This window comes from bacterium, from assembly GCA_035528375.1.
GTDB lineage: Bacteria > RBG-13-66-14 > RBG-13-66-14 > RBG-13-66-14 > RBG-13-66-14 > RBG-13-66-14.
Genome location: DATKYS010000051.1, coordinates 1 through 21,657 on the forward strand (window position 1 = coordinate 1; position 21,657 = coordinate 21,657).

The following is a 21,657-nucleotide window of genomic DNA, read 5'->3' on the forward strand; positions in this document are numbered from 1 at the left end:
CAATCGGCTTTCTTCCTTGTACGGCCGGTCCCCCCGTGCTATAGTGGGCTTGGAGCACGACGTTTAAAGGGGTGCGGTTATGAAGCGCCTGACCCTCCTTCTCGTCCTCGCGGCGACGCTGCCCGCCCTGGCGACGGCTGAAATTTCACCGATTCTGGAGCGGCGGATGGCCTGCGCCGGGGAGGACGAACTCCTCGGCGTCTGGGCCTTCTTCGCCGACAAGGGGTACGCCGGACCGACGGAAATGGAGGCGGCCCTGAACTCCTTCGTGGCGACGATGAACCCCGACCAGTACGCCCGCCGCGCCCTCAACCGCCCCCCGGATTCCCTGGCCGACGAGCGCGACCTGCCCGTCTTTCGGCCCTACGACGAGGCGGTCGCCTCCCTCGTCACCCGCCGCATCGGCGCCAGCGACATCGCCAACGCGGTCGCGTTCGACGCGACGCCGGAGCAGATTCGCGCCGTGGCCCTCCTCCCCTGCGTGGTCCGGCTCCAGCCCACGGCGACCAGCGTCCTGCCCGACGCCTCACCCGCGGGGGGCGCGGATTGCGGGATGATGGGCCTGGATTACGGCCTCTCGGAGACCCAGATTACACAGATTCAGGTGGACCGGCTCCACGACGAGGGGTACTCCGGCGCGGGGGTGACGGTGCTGATGCTGGACACCGGCTTCCGCACCGACCACGAGGTCTTCGCCGCGCTGGACCTGAAGGACGAGTGGGACTTCGTCAACGACGACAACGACGTGGACAACGAGCCGGACGACGACCCGGACGCGTGGAACCACGGCACGGCCACCTGGAGCACCCTGGGCGGCTACTACCCCTCCGAGCTCATCGGGCCGGCCTACGGGGCCACCTTCCTGCTGGCCAAGACCGAGGACATCACCCAGGAGGTCCACGACGAGGAGTACTGGTTCCAGTCCGGCCTGCAGTGGGGCGAGGCCCTGGGGGCGGACGTGTCCAGCTCCTCCCTCGGCTACCGCTACTTCGACGACGACGAGGGGGACTACTCCTACGAGGACCTGGACGGCGAGACGACCATCGTGGCCCTGGCGGTGAACTGGGCCCGGGACAACGGGATGCTCCACGCGAACTCCGTGGGCAACGATGGGCGCGACGGCGCGGGGACGCTCAACTCCCCGTCGGATTGCGACGGCATCCTGGCCTGCGGCGCGGTGGACTCCGACGGCGTGCTGGCCGAATTCTCCTCCCACGGGCCGACCGCCGACGGGCGCATCAAGCCCGATGTGTGCGCCCTCGGCCTCTACACCTACGCCGCCGACGCCGAATCGACCGACACCTACGACTTCACCGCCGGGACCAGCCTGTCCTGCCCTCTGGTGGGCGGGGTGCTGGCCCTGTTGCGGGAGATTAACCCCTACGCCACCGCGGTCGAAATCCGCCAGGCCGTCATGGACACCGCCACCCGCGCCGACGAGCCGGACAACGACTACGGCTGGGGAATCGTCCAGGCTTACGACGCCGCGTTGGACCTGGACATGGACGTCTTCACGTGGGATTCGACCGGGGCGGAGCGCAACGAGGATGGGGCGCTCCTCTCCTGGCGGATATCCACCGACAACGACCTCGCCGCGCTGAACGTCTACCGCCTGGTCGAGCCCGTCGCCGGGGCCTCGGCCCACCTCATGCGCTCGGAGACGGCCTTCGCCGGTGAGACCCTGGGACCGGGTTACCGCCCCGACGCCGAGGGTTGGATGCGGCTGAACGAATCCCCCCTCCCCGGTTCCGACACCGGCGCCTACCTGGATACGGGGGTTCCCGGCGCGGCCTGCTACTACCGCTTCGAGTCCTACGACGCCCAGGGTCGCCGCCACCTATCGCCCCAGGTTCGCCTGCCGTCGGTGGGCGAGCTGCCCTCGGGCCGCGAGACCCGCCTCCACGCCTGCTACCCCAATCCGGCGCGGGAGAGTGTGAACTTCAGCTTCGAGCTGGCCCAAGGCGGACGGGTGGAGCTGACGGTCTACGACCTGGCGGGGCGGAGAGTGGCCGTCGTAGCCGACGCCGAGCTCGCCGCCGGGAGGCACGAGTGTATTTGGGAGGCGGACGTCCCGTCCGGGGTCTACCTCTACCGACTCGCCGCCGACGGTTTTACCCAGACCCGGCGCCTGGTCCTGGCCCGCTGAAGAGAGAACCAAGGTCATATAATTAACGTAGGGGCCGACCGACGGCGCGCCGTTTAGGTCGGCCCGCGTTAATCCCCCTCTCCCTTCCAGGGAGAGGCTCGCCTACGGGTTAGGGTGAGGGGCAAGGTTGAGAATGCGGGCGGGTGTGGACACCCGCCCCTACAGCCGCACATCGCGACTCAAATCCGTAGGGGCGACAGTCCACGGTCGCCCGCGAATTACCGGGTGAGTAGCCGGACGAGAAGTGCACGTGTCCCCTCTCCCCGTGGGAGCGGCGCGCCGACGGGTTAGGGTGTGGGCTTCCTTATAAAAAACGGGCCGACCTGAAGGTCGGCCCCTACGTCATCGCAACGAGACACGGGTCGAGGTGAGGACCAGCCCCCTCTCCCTTTTAGGGAGAGGGTTGGGGGGAGGGTCGGGGGTGGGTACGTAAAAATGGCGGGGATAGAATCCCCGCCCTACATTTAATGGTCGATGGTGGTTTATTTACCGCGCAATCACCAACCGCCGGGTGAGGGTCCCGGAATCAGTCGTCAGGCGGGCGAGGTATACGCCGGGGGGGAGCGCCGAGGTGACGTAGGAAACGTCGTGCCGCCCGGCGGTTATCTCCCCGTCGAAAACTGTTGCAATCCGACGGCCCGAGAGGTCGTAGAGGGTAATTGTTACGCGCCCGTCGGCGGGGAGCGTGTAGGCGACGGTAACGGCGTCGTCCGCCGGGTTGGGGTAGGCCGAGAGGGCTAGTTCATGCGCAGGCTCGGTAACGGAGACGGCTTCCGTGGGCCCGAAGCGGCTGACCGTCCCGTCCTCGTCAACGGTCTCCAACCAGTAGAGGTACTCGACCCCCGCTTCCACATCGGCGTCCAGCCAGCGGACCGCCGCCCCCGGCAGAGCCTCGGAGACCGTAGTCGGTTCGCTTTCGCCCACCGAGCGCAGGACGCTAAAGCTCACCGGCGCATCGCCGGTTATAGTCCAGCCGACCAGCGCCCCCTCGTCTCGAACGCACACCGACAGCTCCACATCATCCACCCCCGGGCCGCTTTCGTACCAGGCGTATTTAAGATCTGATGTCGTTGCATTGAAATACGAAATGTGGGGACAATCTGAAGAATCCAGAGCTAGGGAGGTGCTCTGACCTACAAAAAACTCTGAGTCCACCGTCTCAATGTGCCAGGAATCACCGTCCCAGCGGGCATATTTAAGATCATATTCGGGCTGCCACTTGTGATAAGAAATGTGAGGGTTATCGCTAGAATCCAACGCTAGGGAGTTGTTCGAACCAACATCACCATCTCTTTCCACGGTTTCAATTTGCCATTCGTCGCCGTCCCAACGGGCATATTTGAGGTTTTGCGTGGATTCATAGTAATACGAGATGTGAGGGTAATCGTCGGAATCGAGCGCGAGAGAGCTAGTATAACCGTATTCCACCGAGTCAATAGTCTCTATCCGCCATGTACTGCCACTCCAATAGGCATACTTAATAGCCATGTATAAGTAATCATAATAAGTAATATGGGGGTAGTCGTTGGAATCCAGAGCTAGAGATGGCCAATCACCAACATACACATGCTCTCCTCCATCCACTACCTCGATCCGCCACTCTTCACCGTCCCAGCGGGCGTATTTTAGTCTATGGTTGGTATCGTCGTAATACGCGATGTGGGGGTAGTCGTTGGAATCCAGCGCCAGAGATGAGGCCGAGCCTACAACTCCCGCCGTGTCCACGGCCTCAATCTGCCAGTTTGCCCCGTCCCAGCGGGCGTACTTGAGGTCACCGTTGGTTTCATCGTTATAAGAGATGTGGGGATAATCTGAGGAATCCAGTGCCAAAGAAGAAGGCCAACCCACGCGTCCTGTTGTATCCACCCTCTCTATCTGCCAAGCGTCACCGTCCCAATGAGCGTACTTGAGATCGTCGTCAGGATACCAAAGGAAATAAGAGATGTGGGGATTGTCGTAGGAATCCAGCGCCAACGATGTCTGCAAACCCACCTCATCGGCTGAGTCCACCGTTTCGATGTGCCACTCGCCGGCGAAGGTAATCGTGGCCAGGAACAGAACCACCAGAGCTGTCGTCAGCTTCTTCATGACTACTCCTTATGGCGGTAACTGTTAATCTGTGGCACAGGAAGACTTTTACTTATCGAAGCAAAGGTAACATAGCACGGGGGGGGTCAAGAGGAAAATGTGGAAAATCAGCGGATGTATAGCTCAACGGCCTTCTGCGGGCAGGCTGCGACGCACAGGCCGCAGCCGTAGCACTTATCCTCATCGAGAGCGAGGGTGCCCTTCTCCGGGTCGAGGGCCCGGGCGCCGAAGTAGCAGACCTCCACGCAGGTGCCGCAGCCGGTGCAGACCTCCCGGTCGGTCCGCTCGACCATCGCCCCCTTGTCGCACTTCCAGCGGTCGGGCTCGCGGAAGTAGCCGCAGCAGCAGTCGCAGCAGAAGCAGATGCCGTCGGCGCGCTCCGGTGTCACCTCGCGCCAGGGCCGTGCGACCAGGCGCTTCTGCCCGGCCTCGCGCAGGATGGCCAGGGCCTCCTCGCGGCTGATGGCCCACGGGGCGCCGTCATCGCTGACCTCCTTCGCCCCGGGGAACATGAGGCACACGTCGGTGCGCGACCGTTCGCAGCCGCCCACCTCCTCGCGGCAGCCGCAGTTGGTGAGCCGAAAGCCGCTCTGAGCCTCGATGAGCCGACGGGCCTCCTCGTGGGAGCATACACAGTGGATGTTGAAACCGCGCTCGTCCGTCACTTGCCCCCCTCGAGCGGCTTGAACACGCCGAACAGGGAGCCGTCGGGGTCGGAGAGGATGGAGAAGTTTCCGAGCTCGGGCGCCTCCTGGATGTCGGAGACCACGTCGCCGCCGAGCTTTTTGACCTTTTTCATATAGGGCTCCAGCTCGTCCACCTGGAAGTAGAGCAGCGGCCGGACGCTCGGCTCCAGATCGTCCACCTGGGCCAGGGCGCCGGAGAGGCCCGAGGGCGTGTGGAACAGGATGTAGTTGTCGGCCCAGGGGATGAACTCCCAGCCGAAGAGGCCCTCGAAGAATTTCCGGGTCGCCTCGATGTCGGTGCAGCCCCACTCGAAGTGGTACAGGTCGTGCTCGGCCATGCCCCTCCCTTTCTGCAGTTATTCCAAGCGTCTCATAAACAAAATTACTGAATCAGATTTCACGCTTTTGCTTCTTTTTTAGTCTTGGATTTCGCGACAGATTTAGCGGCCTGCTTCAAAAAGTCCGCCGCTTGTTTCGCCTCTTCGCCGTCCACAGTTTCTCTTTTAAGCACCTCATTTTGTAACTGTGCTTTAAGTTGATCCACTTGAATCTTGATGTTACCGCCAATATGCCTGAGTTCCCGCTTTAGCGCTTGAAGCATTGGCGGGCTGGTAAGGACTGCGGCAATTGAGAATTTGCTTGTTACTTGTTGCCGCTGGTAAAAAGCTGTCATGGATGATTGTGTAAAGCCTTCCCGGCTGAGGTTGCCGAAACACTCTATTAACTGCTGGTTACGTACGTTTTTTTGCAGGAGGTTAGTTTGAAAAATCAACGATTTGTCTATGGGCTTGTGGAAGTGGATTTTATAAATCTGCCAAATTGCACCATTTGTGAGCACTACCCACTCTACACCGTGGTTTGCCCCATAGTCTAAAGCCTGCTTGATATGGCTGTCTTTAAGGGCGACGCCGATTGCTTTAACTTCAATTAAAAAACGCACATCGGCACCGACTTTAACGGCTAGGTCCACATATGTACCCCGAATGGCAAATTCTGTCGTAATTTCGGTGTACTTGTTATAACCGAGTATATCGGCAAGCATGTCAGCGATGATGACTACTGTGTCCGATTCGCTGATATCACGGTCTTGTGCATCCGAAAGAATTGGTTGATACTTCTTGAGTTGTTGCACTATTCTATCGGAAACCTTTTTAGAAACAGCCATTTCCAAACCACCCCTTTACTAAAAATTGACTAACGTGGATGGGAACCGGACGCCGCGGCCCGATCCCCCGTCAACACTCTAGCCCTTCGGCTTGTCCTGGTAGAGGCCGAGGAGGTTCCCGTCGGGGTCCTTGACGATGGCGAACCAGCCGACCTCGGGAATCTCGGTCTTCGGCGTGTGGATGCGCCCGCCCAGGCCCTCCACCCGCGCCAGGTAGGGCTCTATCTCGTCCACCTCGACGTGGACCAGGGTGCCGGAGCCGCCCCGCATCTTGTCCACCCGGTTGAGGCCGCCGCCGGGACCGCCGGGGGTCGAGAACAACAGGTAGTCGTCGCCCCACCCATCGAACTTCCAGTCCACAAAGAGGCCGACGAGGAAACGCCGCGTCCGCTCGAGGTCGGTGGAATCGAACTCGACGTGGCAGATGTCGTGCTTACCCAAGATTGACTCCTTTCGCTGAATTACCGCACCGGGATTGCTGTGGATTCTCCGCGGGACACCGAACCCGATACGCTTCCCCCCCGTCGGCGCTCCCTCCGGTCCGGGTAACGCCGGTTTTACGCAGGGAAAGGATACAAAACCGCCCCGTCTGTGGCAAGGGTTTTAGTGCTTCGCCGGACGGCGGCCCGTCGAATGCAGACTCGATTGGTCGGAACGGCCGCGCCCCCCGGTCACGACCGTGTTTTTTTCTTCCGGGTCTTGACGGCGGGGAAGTTTCGGCTATTTTACCCGGTGGCGGAGGGTGGGCGGCCCGACCCGCGTAAAAAAGCGGGGGGTTAGGAAAACCAGGGGTTCACGGGCCGCCCTCCCCTAAACCGCCGGCCGAAAGGTCGGCTTTTTTTATCCCCCACCCAGACGTGCTATACTGATAAATGATGATGGAAAGGAAAAGGAGGAAAAAATGAGGGGAATCGTCATCCTCGTCCTGGCAGCCGCGGTCGGAGTCTGGGCCGCGGAGTGGATCACCGTGGAAGCCGACGCCGACAGCTACGTCTACTACTACAAAGATGACACCGAAGAAGAACCGCAGTACGTGGACGATAACTTCGGTGGAGAAGTAGAACTTTCCGCCTGGTACATCAATTTCTATCGGCGATACCCCTCGCTGATTCAACGACGCTCCTTCATCTATTTCGATTTCGAGGGGATGGATCCCCAAAGTAGCGTTCTCGAAGCGATTCTGTCCCTTTACATCACCTACCTGGATTGGGGCGGTAGGTTCTGGGTGTATCGCTGCCGTGAAGCGTGGGATGAATACGAGGTCACCTGGAACGACCAACCGTGGTTTTCCGAAATTCTCGGTTCATGGGACGATACCTTCCCCCTTTACCAGTACAGCGACGTCGCGGAGCTCAATGCCGAAGAGATAGAACTGATAGTGGATAATCCGGACGACAATAACGGTATTATCATTTTGACCTCTGAGGACTGGAATTGTGTTGATTTCTCCTCGCGCGAAGGGGGCTTCCCGCCTCGGCTGAAACTCCTGGTCAGCGGGGCCGACGTCGTGGAGGCGAGCTGGGGGGAGATAAAGGCGGCGTTCGAGTAGGAGGAGACATGAACAGGATTTGGCTCGTTTGCGCGGTCTTCCTGGCCGCCGCGTCCGTCGCTCCGGCCACCGAGCAGGTCGTCAAACTGGAAACAGATGGCGACAGCTATGTTTGTAGGTTTTACGAGCCGTCAGTACCCCTTGAGTTTTACGTCGACGACAACTTCGGCGATGCATGGGAGTTACATGTATCGAACACGTACACGTACATTTCGGATCCGTGGTGGATGGAAGTGCTCGAAATGGCATACATGCACTTTGATTTCTCCGGGCTCGGCGAATACGACGGCGCGGATTTGGTCGAGGCTCAACTGGTATTCAATGCCACTGATGCTGTCGAGGGAGCGGTACTCGCCGCCAAGGTGGCCGGCCCCTGGGAGGAGATGAGCATCACCTACAGAAACCGACCGCCGCGGGGCGACAGTGTGGCCTCGTTCGACATGGTCGAGGGGTACAACTACGTGGACCTCAATGTCGGCAAAATCGCGCCCTGGGTTGACGCGCCGGATTTGGCCTACGGCATCCAGCTTGACCATGGGGGGAATGGTAGTTGGGATAACTACGGGGTATTCTGCAGCCGGGAAACCGATTCACCACCGGAGCTCTGGCTGACCTTCTCGGAGCCCGCGGTCCAGGAATCGAGCTGGGGGGAGATTAAGGCGTCATTCGAATAGGAGGCGAAATGAACAACAGAGGTCGGCTCGTTTGCGCGGTCTTCCTGGCCGTCGCGACCACCGTCACGGCTACGGTCCAGGTCGTCCTGGAGGCCGACGGGGACAGCTACGTCAAATACTACGAAGAGTGGGAGAGCGACCCGGAGTACGCCGACGACAACTTCGGCGGCGAGCCTCTGATGTATGTGCTGGATAACTATTACCAGTGGGGCGAGGAATTCGAGATACCCTTCATGCACTTCGATTTCTCGGGGCTCGGCGACTACGATGGCACGTATCTGGTCGGGGCGCAGCTCGTACTCCACGCCGCGTCTTACGCTAATGGTTTGCAGCAAGCCCACGCGGTGGGGGGCGCCTGGGAGGAGATGACCATCACATTCAACAACTGTCCGGGGGCGGGTGCCCTGTTGGCCTCCTTCTACATGGACGGTGGAGACAACTACGTGGACCTCGACATCGGCCCCATCGCGCCCTGGGTGGACGCGCCGGAAACGGCCTACGGAATCCTTATCTTTGACACCGAGCAGGTGTGGGAGGACGATCCTCCGGGGACAATCTACACCCGGGAGACCGAAAACGCGCCGGAGCTTTGGTTGACCTTCTCGGGGCCCGCGGTCGAGGGGGCGAGCTGGGGGGAGATCAAGGCGGCGTTCTAGCGGTTTTTTCACCCGCGGGCGACCGTGGACGGTCGCCCCTACGGGGGGCGCTGGATATTGACGTAGGGGCGGGTGTCCACACCCGCCCGTTTTTATCGACAAACCGCGATGATGTAGGGGCCGACCGACGGCGCGCCGTTCAGGTCGGCCCGCGGGCGACCGTGGACGGTCGCCCCTACGGTGAACTGCACGGTTCTAAATGTAGGGCGGGGACTTCAGTCCCCGCCGCTTTACCCCCCACCCTGACCCCCCCCAGAGGGGGGAGGGGATAGGGGAAACCGTCAGTCCAGCGGGCCGATGACCCCCTCGGCGGCCGCCAGTATCGCCCCCGAGCGCACCAACTCGGCCATCTCGTTATTGTCGGCGTAGAGCGGCCGGTCCTCGTCCAGGTGCGCCACGTGCTCCCGGACCAGCCCGTAAACGGCTTTAGTGGCCGGGGCGAACTCGGTGTCGCGGAAATCGCGCGCCTGGCAGGCGGCCATGATTTCGATTCCCAGCACGCCGGGCACGAGGTCCATTATCTGGCGCGTCTTCAGGGCGGTGGTCCAGCCCATCGAGACGAAGTCCTCCTGGTCCGCCGCGGCGGGGATGCTGCCCACGGCCGCCGGCGTCGAGAGCACCCGACACTCGCAGATCATGGCCCCGGCGGTGTACTGGGCCAGCATCAACCCGGAGAACATCCCGCCGCCGTGGGTCAGGAACCCGGGCAGCCCCGCCGACAGCGCGGGGTTCATCAGGCGGTTGATGCGCCGCTCGGCGAGGACCGCCGCCGTCACCACGCCCATCGAGGCGTACTCCAGGGCCAGGGCCATGGGCGTGCCCTGGAAGTTGGCCCCGGCGACGACCTCGTCGTCCTCGGGGAAGAAGACCGGGTTGTCGCCGACGCCGTTGAGCTCGGTGAGGAATACCTCGCGGGCGTGGGCCAGGGCGGTGCGGGCCGGACCGGCGGACTGGGGCGTCGAACGCAGGGAGTACGCGTCCTGGACCTTTTTGCCCGGACGCATCAAAAGCGGCGACCCTTCGGTCAGCCGCCGGACGTTTTTCGCCACCGTGATCGAGCCCCCGTGCCCCCGGACGCGGTGCAGCCTTTCGTCGTAGCCCGACATGTTGACGTTGAGGACCTCGAGGGTCATGGCGGCGGCCACGTCCTGGGTCTTGAGCCAGGTCTCCATCTCCAACAACAGAAGCGAACCCAGGCCGTTGATGAAGTTGGAGCCGTTGATGGAGGCCAGGCCGTCGCGGGCCTCGTAGGCGATGACCGGCACACCGGCCCGGCGCATCGCCTCGGCCCCGGGCAGCCGCTCGCCCCCGTAGAACGCCTCCCCCTCGCCCATCGCCACCAGCGCCATCTGACCCATGGGCGACAGGTCACCCGAGGCCCCCACGGACCCCCGGGTGCAGACCACCGGGGTCACCCCGGCGTTGAGCATGGCAGCCATGGTCTCCGGCACCTCGCGCCGGCAGCCGGAATTGCCGTGGACCAGCACGTTTATCCGGCCGGTCATCGCCGCCCGCACCCACGGCTCGGGCATGGGCTCCCCGATTCCCGCCGCGTGCGAGTAGATCAGATACCGCTGGAAATCACGGGTCTGCTCCGGCGTGAGCACCGTCTCGGAGAACTCGCCGATGCCCGTGGTCACCCCGTACATGACCTCGCGGTTTTTTATCTTGACCTCGCACATGGCCCGGCAGCGGTCCACGCGCTCCAGGGCCTCGGGGGGAATCTCCACCCGCTCGCGGCCCACCGCGACGGCCTTCAGCCGCTCGAGGGTGAGGTTCTCGCCGCTGAGGATGACGGGCATCGGCTCTCCTTGTGCGTCGGTTACCGGGGGATGATACACCGAACCGGGCGTCCGCTCAAGCCCGAACGACCGCCCGCGATGTGAAAAACGGGGCGGCCTGCACCGCCCCGTGACGCGGATTTTTCCTATTTCAACCCGGCTTCCCCGTGCTTTTCCGCCACGGTATCGGCCAGGCGGTCCAGGGCCTCGAAATCGGCCTTCCCGGCCAGCCCCTTGGCCAGCACCGGTTCGAGCACCTCGACCTTCAGGTTGGGGATGAGGGAAGCCAGGGTCTCCACCGTCTTGCCGCCCCAGCCGTAGGAGCCGACTATGGAGAGGAACCGCGCCTTCGGCCGCAGCGCGTTGGCCAGAAGAGTCGCGTAGGCCGCCAGCGGGTGGGGACCGGCGAGGACCGTCGGCGTGCCGACGATTATCGTCGCGGCGTCCACCAGGGACATCGCCAGCGCCCCGATGTCCACCGAGGCCAGATCGAAGCGCTCCACCCGCACCCCGCGCTCCGCCAGGCCCGCCGTGAGGTGATTGACCATCTCCAGGGTGCTCCCGTGCATCGAGACGAAGGGCAGCACCGCGATGTTCTTCGGCTCGCCGTTCACCCACCCGTCGTAGGCCTTGACGATGACCTCCGGCCGGGAGTGAATCGGGCCGTGGCTCGGCGCGATGAGCTTGAATTCGTAGGGCTCCAGCTTCTTCAGATTCTTCGCGATGATACCGGCGAAGGGCATCATAATCTCGGCGTAGTACCGCTTGGCCGGACCGGCCACCACCCGCTCCCCGTCGGCGTAGAGCTCGCTCGTCGCCAGGTGCGAGCCGAAGAAATCGCAACTGAAGAGGATTTTGTCCTCCTCGAGGTAGGTCACGAAGGTCTCCGGCCAGTGGACCCACGGCGTGTAGATGAACTTGAGCGTCTTGCCGCCCAGGTCCAGCGTCTCCCCGTCGGCCACCACCTTGAACCGCTCCTCCGGGACCCGCAGGAGGTCCATGAGCATCCCCTTGGCCCTCTCGGAGGTGACGAGCTTCGCGTCGGGGAACATCGCCAAAACGTCGGGGATGGAGCCGGAGTGGTCCTGCTCGGCGTGGTGGGCGACGAGGTAGTCCAGGCGCTTTACGCCCTCGAGCTGTTCGAGAAGGATGCCCCTCATCGGCGGGTCAACCGTGTCCAGGAGGACGGTCTTGTCGCGCCCGCGGACGAGGTAGGCGTTGTAACTTGTGCCGTCGGGCAGGGGGATGAGCTGGTCGAAGAGCCGGCGGTCCCAGTCCACGGCGCCGAGCCAGTGCACGTTTTCGGTAATCTTGCGCGGTTTCATGGGCCTCCCTTGATTGAATATTTCGCTTTCGACACACCGATATTCTAGCACAGATATTCCGACTGCTCAAGTCGGCTATTTGCCGACCGAATCCCCCGACGGTTTTTATACGCGGTAAGGTTGAACAGCCGTAGGGCGGGGACTCCTTTCCCCGCCGTTTTTTTTAAGGAAGCCCTCACCCCCATCCCCTCTCCCGGAGGGAGAGGGGGGCCGCTTCGACCCTCACCCCAAGCTGCGATGATGTAGGGGCGGGTCTTTAGACCCGCCCGCGGGCCGACATGAACGGCGCGCCGTCGGTCGGCCCCTACGAGGTTGACGCGCGATTCACACCTTAGCCGTAGGGGCGGGTGTCCACACCCGCCCGTTCGTTGCATCGGAGTGACTCAAAAGTAGGGCGGGGATTCCCATCCCCGCCGCGTTTTTTATAAGGTGGCCCTCACCCCCATCCCCTCTCCCGGAGGGAGAGGGGGACCGCTACACCCCCCTCCCCGGCCCGTAGGCAAGCCACTCCCCAAAGGGGAGAGGGGGAATAAGGCAGACCTCCCACGGGGGGAGGGAAGCTTGGTATAATCACCCGGCAATCGAGCACCTGCGGAAACCCCCATGACCGGACTCGCCGACCTCTTGAAAAACGTCGTCTCCGACTGGCGGCGCAACCTCATGCGCAGCATCCTCACCGCGCTGGGCATCGTCATCGCCGTGATGACGGTGGTGACGATTCTGGCGCTGGTCGGCGGCCTGGACAGCTTCGTGCGCGAGGAGATAGGCGCTCTGGGGGCCAACAGCTTCATCATCAGCCGCACGGGCGTCATCCAGAGCGAGGAGGACTGGCTCGAGGCCGCCAAGCGTCCGCGAATCACCGACGCCGAGTACTCCTCCCTCGTCCGCAGGCTCAAGGGACGGTATCTCTACGCCTCGCCGCAGGTGCGGAGCTGGCTCAACATCGAGGCCGGGGGGAAGGAGCTGCGCTACATCCGGACCTTTGGGGTGGGCGCCGACATGTACAACATCAACGAGCGTCCGCTCGAGGAGGGGAGGTACTTCACCGAGGCCGAGGTCGCCCGGCGGAGGCCGGTGACGGTCCTGGGCTACGAGGTGGCCGGTGAGCTCTTCAGCGGCCTCGACCCCCTGGGCCGCGAGGTGCGCATCGGCGGGAGGCCCTTCACCGTGGTGGGCGTGTACGCGGAGCAGGGCCGGCTCATGGGCCAGTCCACCGACGACTTCGCCGACATCCCCTACTCCACCTTCCGCAAGTACTACGGCTTCCGCAGCCCGGTGAGCATCTACCTCCGCGCGCGCTCCCAGGAGGAGGTCTCCGAGCTATCGTACGAGGCCCAGCAGGCGTTCCGCACCGTCCGCCACCTGGCGCCCGGGGAGCCGGACAACTTCGGCGTCGTCTCCGAGAAGCTCCTGGTGTCCGTCTTCGAGCAGATGACCGGCGTCATCTTCGGCGTGATGATTGTAGTGGGCGGCATCAGCCTCCTGGTGGGCGGCATCGGCATCATGAACGTGATGCTGGTGGCCGTGAGCGAAAGGACGCGGGAGATAGGCATCCGCAAGGCGGTGGGGGCGCGGCGCTCGGACATCCTGCGCCAGTTCCTCACCGAGGCGCTCCTGGTGACGGTGGTGGGCGGGGTCATCGGGGTGGGGCTGGGGGCGCTGGTGGCCAACCTCATCGGGGGCGCGGTGGAGCTGCCCGTCGAGGTTTCCGCCGGCTCCGTGGCGCTGGCCATGATCTTCTGCGGGGTGGTGGGGGTGAGCTTCGGCATATTCCCGGCGCTCAAGGCCGCCCGCCTGGACCCCATCGTCGCGCTGCAGAAGACGTAGGGACGGTTTTTCCCGAATGTAGGGCGGGGGGTTTTTTCCCCGCCTTTTTATAAGGTAGCCCTCACCCTATCCCTCTCCCACAGGGAGAGGGGACCGCGCCGACCCTCACCCGCGGATTGCGACGACGTAGGGGCGGGTATCCACACCCGCCCGTTTTTGCCCCTCACCCTAGCCCTCTCCCCAGAGGGGAGAGGGGACACGCGGCAACCCTAATCCCGACCCTCTCCTAAATGTAGGCGGGGATTTTAACCGAGCGAAGCGAGCTATGCCCCCGGCAAATCCCCGCCGTTTTTTAACGACCATCCCCTCCGTTTTTTACCGGCCCACGGTCACCAGCCCCCGCATCGCCGCCAGCTTCCCCTCCCCGATCCCCTCCACCCGCAGCAAGTCGTCAACGGAGGAATAGGGCCTCCCCGCGATGATTCTGCGCGACAGCACCTCGCCGATGCCCGGCAGCCTTTCGAGCTCCCAGGCCGGGGCGCGGTTCAAATCGAACGGCCCCGTCGGTTCCGCCCGGGACCCGAGCCAGCGGCGGTCGAACCAGACCAGCGCCGGCAGGCCCGGCGTCACCCGGGGCAGCGAGGCGGCGAGAGCGGGTTCGCCCCCGGCCCGGCGGTAGATGTAGGCCAGATCGGGTGTGGTCCCCCGGAGGAAGGGGTAGGCGCCGGGACGGGCCACGGCGTCACCGAAGACGAAGGCGTAGTCCACCGCGGGTTTTTCACCCGGGGGCGGGGGATGGGGCTGGTCGAGGAGGATGAAGAGGGCCGCCGCGAGGGCGAGCGCGACCACGGCGGCGGTTTCGGCGCGGCCGATCAACGCTCCAGCTCGGCGACGGCGGCGACGTTGTGGGGGTCCAGGACGAGCACCCGTTCCCAGAGCTCGCGGGCCTCCGCGTCCCGGTCCGTGGCCCTGAGCCACTTGGTGACAATCTGGACCAAATTGTTGTCCAGGCGGCCGCGCTCGAGCATGGCCCGGGTCGCCTCCAGGGCGGCGGGGAAATCGCCCTGCCGGACCGAGACTATGCCCACGGCCCGCCAGGCGGAACCGCTCCCCGTCTGGTCGGCGCACCACCGCCCGGCCAGTTCCTGGGCCGGGATCAGCTCATCCTTCTCGTAGTAAATCTCGAACAGCGGCTCGAAGGCGTAAGCGAAGGAGGGGTTGAGCTCCAGCGTACGCTCGAAGGCGCTCTGGGCCTCGTCCTTGATGTCATTGAACAGGGCGGCCATGCCGTGGAGGTAGTGGTAGTCGGGTCGGGCGGGGTCGAGGTCCACCAGGCGCCGGGTGAGCGGCAACGCCTCGAGCGTGTCGCCCTGCTGGAGGAGGCTCTCGGCCAGACCGGCCAGGACCGGCGGGTTGTCCGGCAACAGCTTGTCGGACATGCGGAACATCTCCACCGCGTTGCCGTAATCCCTCACGTACTTGAAGATTATCCCGAGGTTCTGGAGGAAGATGGGGTCGCCCTGGTATTCGCCGATGAGCGGCTGGAGGAGGCGGAGCGCTTCCTCGTACCGGCCCCGGGCCAGCGCCACCTGCCCCAGACCGTTAATCGCCGCCGGGTAGCCCGGCTCGAGCTCCAGGGCCCGGTTGAAAGAGACCACCGCGTCCTCGTAGTTCCCCTCGCGCAGCGCCACGTTCCCGTCGCCCACCAGCTCCAGGGCCGAGTCGCCGACCGCCGGGGCAACGAGAACCAGGAGCGTGAAAAGAACTTTTATCGCGGGGTCGCCCATACCCTTCACTCTTCCAGTTGCGCGGCCAGGAGCCTTTCGACCTCCTCCGCCGTCAGGCCGGTGACGGCGGCGAGCTTGTCCCGGCTCCCGAACCCCCGTACCAACTCGACCCGGTTCCGGGGGATTCCCAACAGTTCGGCCAGGAGCCCCACCGCCTCGGCGTTGGCCCGACCGTCGAGAGGCGGGCTTTTCAGGCGGAGCTTCAGCGCCCCGCCGTGGAGGCCGGCCGGCCCGGCGCGTCGCGACCGCGGCTGGACGTGGAGCGGGACCAGCGCGCGTCCGGACGCGTCCTCGCCGACCTTAAGGGGCACGGCCCGCGTCTTCGGGATTATCCAGGTCCAGCTCCACGGGCACCTCCGGCGCGGGTCGCACCGGCCGCGGGGAATTCTTGTAGCCGCGGAGCTCCAGCTCGTCGAGGAGGTTCATCTGGGCCTGCAGGAAGGCCCGCATCTCGGTGATGTACACCAGACGCTGCTGGCTCAGCTGGGCCAGCTCGGCCTTGATCTCGTCGCGGCGGCGCTGGGCTTCCATGATCAGCTCCTCCGCCCGGAGCTCGGCCTCCCGGATGATCAGGTCGCGCTTACTCTCGGCGTTCTTGGTCATGTCCTCGGAGGCCTGGGTGGCCGCCATCAGCGTCTTCTCGATGCTCTTCTCCAGGCGGCGGTACTCGCCCAGGGAAGCCTCCAGCCCCTTGAGCTGGTCCCGGAGCTTGGTGTTGTCCTGGTGCACGTGCTCCAGCTCGTCGGCCACCCGCTCGAGGAAGGCGTCCACCTCCTCGACGGTGTAGCCCCGCACCGAGCGGTTGAATTCCTGGCGGTGGATGTCCTGCGGCGTAATCCTCACCGGCGGCTCCTGGTCTGTGGTGGAAAGAGAGGTTTAAGTTTCCATAATTATAGGCCCATCCGGGTCGCATGACAAGCCGCGGGCGTCAAAAAGGGTCCCCGCGCCGGCTTCCCCCTCTCCCCGTGGGTGGCCTGCAGTGTCTCCCCTCTCCCTGTGGGAGCGGCGCGCCGACGGGACGGGGTGAGGGCTTCCTTATTCCAAATATTTCGCTATCTCCGCCAACACAGCATCAATATTCGCCAAGACATCATTACACCAGAACCGCAAAACAGTAATTCCCTGCCCCCTCAAAAACTCATCCCTCCGCCGATCATACTCCGCCTGTTCCGGTTGCGCATGTTGCCCGCCATCCACTTCCACCGCCAGGTCAGCCTCCGAGCAGAAGAAATCCAAGATGTAATTGCCGGTTACGTGCTGACGGCGGAACTTGGCCTTTATCAGTCGGCGGTCCCGCAAGAGACGCCAGAGCTTTCTCTCGGCTAGGGTCAGGTTCCGCCGCAGGGAGCGGGAGTGCTCGACCAGCTTGGGGGGCAGTTCGCCCTGTGGATGATGCAGAGACATTTTTATAAGGAAGCCCTCACCCCGGCCCTCTCCCACAGGGAGAGGGAGACGTAGGGCGGCCCCGTAGGACGAGTCCTCTGCGGGCCGCTTCGTTCACCCCCCTCCCTGGCCCGTAGGCACGCCTCCCCCCAGTGGGGGGAGGGGATTGCGGCGGCCCTCACCACCCGCCGCCCCGGGCCAGGTCGTGCCACTCGCCCAGAAAGCCCATGAAGGTCCGGCAGAAGCGGAACATCTCCACCGCCTCCTCCAGCCAGCCCCGCCGGTCGAGCCAGTCGCCGGGCTCCCGGGGCGCGTAGGTCACCAGCCCCTTGTAGAGGAAGAGGTCGGGGTGGGGCAGATCGAGCCCCCGGGCCTCGGGGGGCGCGCGCTTGAGCTGGGGCGCCGAGAGGGGATACTTTTCCGAAACGCGGGACACCTCGTCGCCGAACCGCCGGTTGATCCCCGGGTCGGCCACCCAGCTCCGGTAGGCGCGGACGGCGGCCGGGGACGGCGCGTACCACCCGTTGGTCCAGAAAACCTCGTCCGTGGCAAAGTGGAGGTAGAGGCAGGGACTGTCCGAGCGGTCGCCCCGGTAGATCAGGAGGCCCAGGTGGGTCTTGTACGGCGACTTGTCCTTGGAGAAGCGCACGTCGCGGTTGACCCGGTAGAGGCTTTTATTGACCCGCGGGTCGGCGACGTAGCCCGGGTAAAGCGACCCGATCCGCCCCCAGACCCAGCCCAGAATCTCCCGCAGGGCCGGGACCAGGACGTAGTCGTAGTAGTGCCGGTTCTCCTCGAACCAGCTCCGGGCGTTGTTGCGGGCGAGGTCCCGGAGGAACTCTATCCCCGCGGAGGGGAAAACGGGGTGCCCGGCCATGTGTGCTCCCGTCGTCGGCTACCGTATCATTTTAACCCGGCTGCGCCGCCCTGTCAGCCCGGTCTACCGTATCGGCCGTCCTTGGTTTATAATGACCGAAAAGCTCACCCACCACTTTCCCGGTGCAGACGAGCTGCGCCACCGACCGGAGGCCGGAGAAGATGGCCGTCGAGATTCGACCCGTGGAGACCAAGAAAGAGCTGAAGGAGTTCATCTACCTGCCCCGGAAGATATACGCCGGGGTTCCCCAGTGGGTGCCGCCCTTCTACGACGAGGAGCGGAAGTACTACGACCCGAGGAAGAACCCGGCCTTCGCCTCCGCCGAGGCCAAGTGCTTCCTGGCGTACTCCGACGGCGTGTTGGTGGGGCGGATCATGGGCATCGTCTCCCATAAAATGAACGATCGGTGGGCCACCAAGAACGCCCACTTCTGCCTCCTGGAATCCCCCGACGACCTCGAGGTGGCTCGGGGGCTCCTGGGCGCCGTGGAGGACTGGGCCAAGGCCGCGGGCATGGAAACCATCACCGGCCCCCACGGCTTCTCCGACCAGGACCCCGAGGGGATGCTGGTCGCGGGCTTCGAGCACCGCGCCACCATCGCCACCTACTACAACTTCCCCTACCTCCCCGGGCTGGTCGAGCGGTGCGGCTTCGCCAAGGACTACGACTACCGCGTCTTCTGGATAAAAATCCCCGACGAGGCGCCGGCGGTGTACCTGAAAATAATGGAGCGCCTCGAGCGTCAGGGCTTCGTCCTGGTGGAGTTCGAGACGAAGAAGGAGCTGAAGGCCCACCTGGACAACTTCGTGGTCATCATCAACGACACCTTCGAACAGATCTACGGCTACGCCCACATGACCCCCGAGGAGGGTCGGGCCCTCATAGACTCCTACCTGCCCATCATAGACCCCCACTTCATGAAGTACATCTACCGGGTCCCCAGGGAAGAAATCGGGCGGCCGGTGGATCCCAAGACGGACGAGGTGGTGGGCTTCATCGTGGGCATGCCCGACATCACCGAGGGCATCCAGAAGGCGAAGGGGAACGTGCTCCCCTTCGGCATCTTCAAGATTCTCAAGGCGCGTAACACCACCAGGCAGCTCGACCTCTTCTACGCCGGGGTGAGGGAGAAGTACCGCAACCTGGGGCTGACCACCATGTTCGCCGTGGGGCTCATCCGGGACGCCAAGGCGCGGGGGCTGGAGTACATAGACGCCCACCAGGAGCTGGAGTTCAACTCGAAGGTCCACGAGGAGTGGGGCCGCTTCGAGCACCGGGAGTGGAAGCGCCTGCGCATCTTCGTGAAGGAGCTGGTGCCGGGCGGCCTGAAGCGTGACCAGGCCAACACCGAGGAGGCCGTCCCGCGGCACATGATGCCGGGCGGGGAGTAAATGCTCCCTCCCCCCCTGGGGGGAGGCGCGCCTTGGGCTTGGGTGTGGGGCGGGCGGGTGTGGACACCCGCCCCTACAAATTACTCCAAGGGGCGCCATGCCGTTGGAAATCCGCGAAGTCGTAGGTAAAAAAGAACTGAAGGCGTTCATCCGCCTGCCGGTAGGCATCTACCGCGGCGTGCCCCAGTGGGTGCCCCCCATCTGGTCCGACGAGCGCACCTTCCACGACCCGGCGAAGTACCCGGCCTACCGGACCGCCGACGCGGTCCGCTACCTGGCCTGGCGCTCCGGCGCTCCGGTGGGGCGCGTCATGGGCATCGTCCAGAGGAGGATGAACGAGCGCTGGCGCATCAAAAACGCGCGGTTCACCTTTCTGGAATGCCCCGACGAGCGGGAAATCTGCGCGGCCCTCCTGGGGGCGGTCGAGGGCTGGGCCCGCGAACGCGGAATGGAGACCGTCACCGGGCCCCACGGCTTCTCCGATCAGGACTGCCAGGGGATGCTCATCCACGGCTTCGAGCACCGCGCGACCATAGAGACCTTCTACAACCTCCCCTACCTGCCGAAACTCGTGGAGGCGTGCGGCTACTCCAAGGATTTCGATTACCGGGTGTTCCGGGTCCCCATCCCCGCCGCGCCGCCGCCGGTGTACGTGAAGGTCAAGGAGCGCCTGGAGCGCCGGGGCTTCGTCCTGGTCGAGTTCACCAAGAGGAAGGCCCTCCTCCCCCACATCCCCGACTTCGTCCGCATCTACAACGACACCTTCGACGAGATTTACGGTTTCGTGTCCCTGACCGCCGAGGAGGGGAAGAAGCTCATCAGCGACTACCTGCCCGTCCTCGACCCCCGGTTCGTGAAGTTCATCTACAAGCTGCCGCCCGGGGAGCGCGGTCGGCCCGTCGTGCCCGGCTCCGACGAGGTCGTCGCCTTCTTCATCGGCATCCCCGACATGACCGAGGGCATCCAGGCGGCCGGTGGGAGGCTCTTCCCCTTCGGTTTTTTGAAAATCATGGCCGCCCAGAAGAGGACGGAGCAGCTCGACCTGATGATCGCCGGGGTGACGAAGGCGTACCGGAACCGTGGTCTGGCCGCCATGTTCGGCGTGGGGCTCATCCGCGACGCCAACGCCGCCGGCTTCACCTACGCCGACGCGCACCAGGAGTTGGAGTTCAACACCAAGGTCCAGGCGGAGATGCTGCGCTTCGGGGCGCGGGAGTACAAGAGGATGCGTGTGTACAAGAAGGAGGTCGCGCCGGGGGGGCTGGAGCGCTACGACAACGCCTTCGAGCACCACCACGGCTTCGGCGTGGATGACCCGCTGTGAATTGCACGTCACCCTCGTAGGGGCCGACCTTCAGGTCGGCCCGTGTTTTCCCTCTCCCTTTTAGGGAGAGGGTTGGGGTGAGGGGCGGGCGGGTGTGGACACCCGCCCCTACGTCATCGCAATCCGCGCGGCGCGGGCCGGGGTGAGGGGCGAGGTAAAAAAGCAGCGGGGATTAAAGTCCCCGCCATGCATTTTAATTGACGTCGGCCAACCACCGAACCGGCGCGCATGAACGCACGGCCCCGGACGACCGACCGCCGACCTAGTGGACCAGGAACTCGAAGGAGCCCACCGCGACGGGTATCTCCTTGACCCAGGCGTACCCGCCGCTGTCGAACTCGAAGGGACCGGCCAGCTCGACGTAGTAGGTGTACACGACGCGGTACGACCCGGTGACCACGACGGGCGGATCGCCCCACTCCCGGCCGCAGTTCTCGATGGTCCGCACCCGGTTCTCGGCGTCCAGGCCGAACTCGCTGGGCAGGATACCCAGCATCGTGGCCTGGTCCTTGCTTCCCTTGAAGGGGCTTCCAATCTTCGTCCAGGTGTAGAGCGGCACCTCGCTCCCCGGCGCGTAAACCTCCAGGCGGTGGCCCGACGAAAGCACCTTCTCCGCCCCGGTCTCCACCTTGATCAGGCCGATGTGCATGGAGTAGTTGTAGGGCAGGTAGGCGCGGGCGTAGATGGTGATGTCGGCGCCGAAAACGAAGGAGTCCCGCGTGTAGTACTCCGTCGCCGGCTTTTCCACGGTCATCGGCTGGTCGGAGAAGTAGATGACCCCGACCTTGGCGGCGAGGGCCGCGGAGCAGAGAACGAGCAGCAGGGCCGCGGCGAACTTGAGTCGGCGCATGGCGCACCTCCCGGTGCGGTATTTACTTACGTTTAATACTTATACACCCGAAAACACACGCCGTCAAGACGTTCCGTGAATTCCCCTGTGGATGGGCCCGTGGGGTGACGGAAAAAAAGCGGATGTGGACACCCGCCCCTACGGGTGAGGCGTAATTTATTCGTCACCCTCGTAGGGGCCGACCGACGGCGCGCCGTTTAGGTCGGCC

Annotated in this window: 21 protein-coding genes; 7 read left to right on the forward strand and 14 right to left on the reverse strand. The window is 64.1% G+C overall.

Features of this window, described 5'->3' with window-relative positions; translation table 11 throughout:
* Positions 1–79: 79 nt before the first annotated feature.
* Positions 80–2,146 (forward strand): S8 family peptidase, encoded by a 2,067-nt coding sequence (locus tag VM054_03710; protein ID HUT98160.1) that lies wholly within the window; start codon positions 80–82, stop codon positions 2,144–2,146.
* A 486-nt stretch (positions 2,147–2,632) separates the two neighbouring features.
* Here VM054_03710 and VM054_03715 read toward each other — a convergent pair whose 3' ends face one another.
* From VM054_03715 to VM054_03735, 5 genes are all read right to left on the reverse strand, one after another.
* Positions 2,633–4,234, reverse strand: coding sequence for a T9SS type A sorting domain-containing protein (locus VM054_03715; protein ID HUT98161.1), 1,602 nt, complete (start codon positions 4,232–4,234; stop codon positions 2,633–2,635).
* 107 nt (positions 4,235–4,341) lie between these two features.
* Positions 4,342–4,899, reverse strand: coding sequence for a 4Fe-4S binding protein (locus VM054_03720; protein HUT98162.1), 558 nt, complete (start codon positions 4,897–4,899; stop codon positions 4,342–4,344).
* Positions 4,896–5,258, reverse strand: a complete 363-nt coding sequence (locus VM054_03725) for a VOC family protein (protein HUT98163.1) — start codon at positions 5,256–5,258, stop codon at positions 4,896–4,898. The genes VM054_03720 and VM054_03725 overlap by 4 nt, the downstream gene beginning before the upstream one ends.
* Positions 5,259–5,317: 59 nt before the next feature.
* The gene (locus VM054_03730) at positions 5,318–6,085 is read right to left on the reverse strand and encodes a type I restriction enzyme HsdR N-terminal domain-containing protein (GenBank protein ID HUT98164.1); all 768 of its coding nucleotides are present in this window, start codon (positions 6,083–6,085) and stop codon (positions 5,318–5,320) included.
* Between the two features lie 78 nt (positions 6,086–6,163).
* Positions 6,164–6,526 (reverse strand): VOC family protein, encoded by a 363-nt coding sequence (locus VM054_03735; protein ID HUT98165.1) that lies wholly within the window; start codon positions 6,524–6,526, stop codon positions 6,164–6,166.
* A gap of 460 nt (positions 6,527–6,986) precedes the next feature.
* Here VM054_03735 and VM054_03740 point away from each other — a divergent pair, with 460 nt between their 5' ends.
* The 3 genes from VM054_03740 to VM054_03750 are packed head-to-tail and all read left to right on the forward strand — an operon-like array spanning position 6,987 to position 8,964.
* The gene (locus VM054_03740; protein ID HUT98166.1) at positions 6,987–7,634 is read left to right on the forward strand and encodes a DNRLRE domain-containing protein; all 648 of its coding nucleotides are present in this window, start codon (positions 6,987–6,989) and stop codon (positions 7,632–7,634) included.
* A gap of 8 nt (positions 7,635–7,642) precedes the next feature.
* Positions 7,643–8,308 (forward strand): DNRLRE domain-containing protein, encoded by a 666-nt coding sequence (locus tag VM054_03745; protein HUT98167.1) that lies wholly within the window; start codon positions 7,643–7,645, stop codon positions 8,306–8,308.
* A gap of 8 nt (positions 8,309–8,316) precedes the next feature.
* On the forward strand, positions 8,317–8,964 hold the full coding sequence (locus VM054_03750; protein HUT98168.1) for a DNRLRE domain-containing protein: 648 nt from the start codon (positions 8,317–8,319) through the stop codon (positions 8,962–8,964).
* Between the two features lie 281 nt (positions 8,965–9,245).
* Here VM054_03750 and VM054_03755 read toward each other — a convergent pair whose 3' ends face one another.
* Positions 9,246–10,766 carry an aromatic amino acid ammonia-lyase gene (locus VM054_03755; GenBank protein ID HUT98169.1) on the reverse strand — a complete coding sequence of 507 codons (1,521 nt, stop codon included), beginning with the start codon at positions 10,764–10,766 and terminating at the stop codon, positions 9,246–9,248.
* Positions 10,767–10,891: 125 nt separating this feature from the next.
* A complete protein-coding gene (locus VM054_03760) occupies positions 10,892–12,070 on the reverse strand; it encodes an FprA family A-type flavoprotein (protein ID HUT98170.1) in 1,179 nt (392 codons plus the stop codon).
* Between the two features lie 603 nt (positions 12,071–12,673).
* On the opposite strand from VM054_03760, the gene VM054_03765 reads away from it, so the two are divergent.
* Positions 12,674–13,897, forward strand: a complete 1,224-nt coding sequence (locus VM054_03765; GenBank protein HUT98171.1) for an ABC transporter permease — start codon at positions 12,674–12,676, stop codon at positions 13,895–13,897.
* Between the two features lie 315 nt (positions 13,898–14,212).
* Here the strand turns inward: VM054_03765 and VM054_03770 are convergent, their stop codons facing one another.
* The 6 genes from VM054_03770 to VM054_03795 form a co-directional block, all read right to left on the reverse strand.
* Positions 14,213–14,713, reverse strand: coding sequence for a helix-hairpin-helix domain-containing protein (locus VM054_03770; GenBank protein HUT98172.1), 501 nt, complete (start codon positions 14,711–14,713; stop codon positions 14,213–14,215).
* On the reverse strand, positions 14,710–15,624 hold the full coding sequence (locus VM054_03775; GenBank protein ID HUT98173.1) for a tetratricopeptide repeat protein: 915 nt from the start codon (positions 15,622–15,624) through the stop codon (positions 14,710–14,712). Before VM054_03775 ends, VM054_03770 begins: the two co-directional genes overlap by 4 nt.
* Positions 15,625–15,629: 5 nt before the next feature.
* Entirely contained in the window at positions 15,630–15,935 is a 306-nt protein-coding gene (locus VM054_03780; GenBank protein HUT98174.1) for a DUF167 domain-containing protein, read from the reverse strand.
* Positions 15,925–16,467: a DivIVA domain-containing protein gene (locus VM054_03785; GenBank protein ID HUT98175.1), complete on the reverse strand. Its 543-nt coding sequence runs from the start codon at positions 16,465–16,467 to the stop codon at positions 15,925–15,927. The genes VM054_03780 and VM054_03785 overlap by 11 nt, the downstream gene beginning before the upstream one ends.
* A gap of 192 nt (positions 16,468–16,659) precedes the next feature.
* Positions 16,660–17,022 (reverse strand): endonuclease domain-containing protein, encoded by a 363-nt coding sequence (locus tag VM054_03790; protein ID HUT98176.1) that lies wholly within the window; start codon positions 17,020–17,022, stop codon positions 16,660–16,662.
* A gap of 163 nt (positions 17,023–17,185) precedes the next feature.
* Positions 17,186–17,884 (reverse strand): DUF2461 domain-containing protein, encoded by a 699-nt coding sequence (locus VM054_03795; protein HUT98177.1) that lies wholly within the window; start codon positions 17,882–17,884, stop codon positions 17,186–17,188.
* Positions 17,885–18,006: 122 nt separating this feature from the next.
* Here VM054_03795 and VM054_03800 point away from each other — a divergent pair, with 122 nt between their 5' ends.
* Entirely contained in the window at positions 18,007–19,275 is a 1,269-nt protein-coding gene (locus VM054_03800; protein HUT98178.1) for a hypothetical protein, read from the forward strand.
* 97 nt (positions 19,276–19,372) lie between these two features.
* Positions 19,373–20,599 carry a hypothetical protein gene (locus tag VM054_03805; GenBank protein ID HUT98179.1) on the forward strand — a complete coding sequence of 409 codons (1,227 nt, stop codon included), beginning with the start codon at positions 19,373–19,375 and terminating at the stop codon, positions 20,597–20,599.
* A 262-nt stretch (positions 20,600–20,861) separates the two neighbouring features.
* On the opposite strand, the gene VM054_03810 is transcribed toward VM054_03805, so the two are convergent.
* On the reverse strand, positions 20,862–21,449 hold the full coding sequence (locus VM054_03810) for a hypothetical protein (protein HUT98180.1): 588 nt from the start codon (positions 21,447–21,449) through the stop codon (positions 20,862–20,864).
* Between the last annotated feature and the right edge of the window lie 208 nt (positions 21,450–21,657).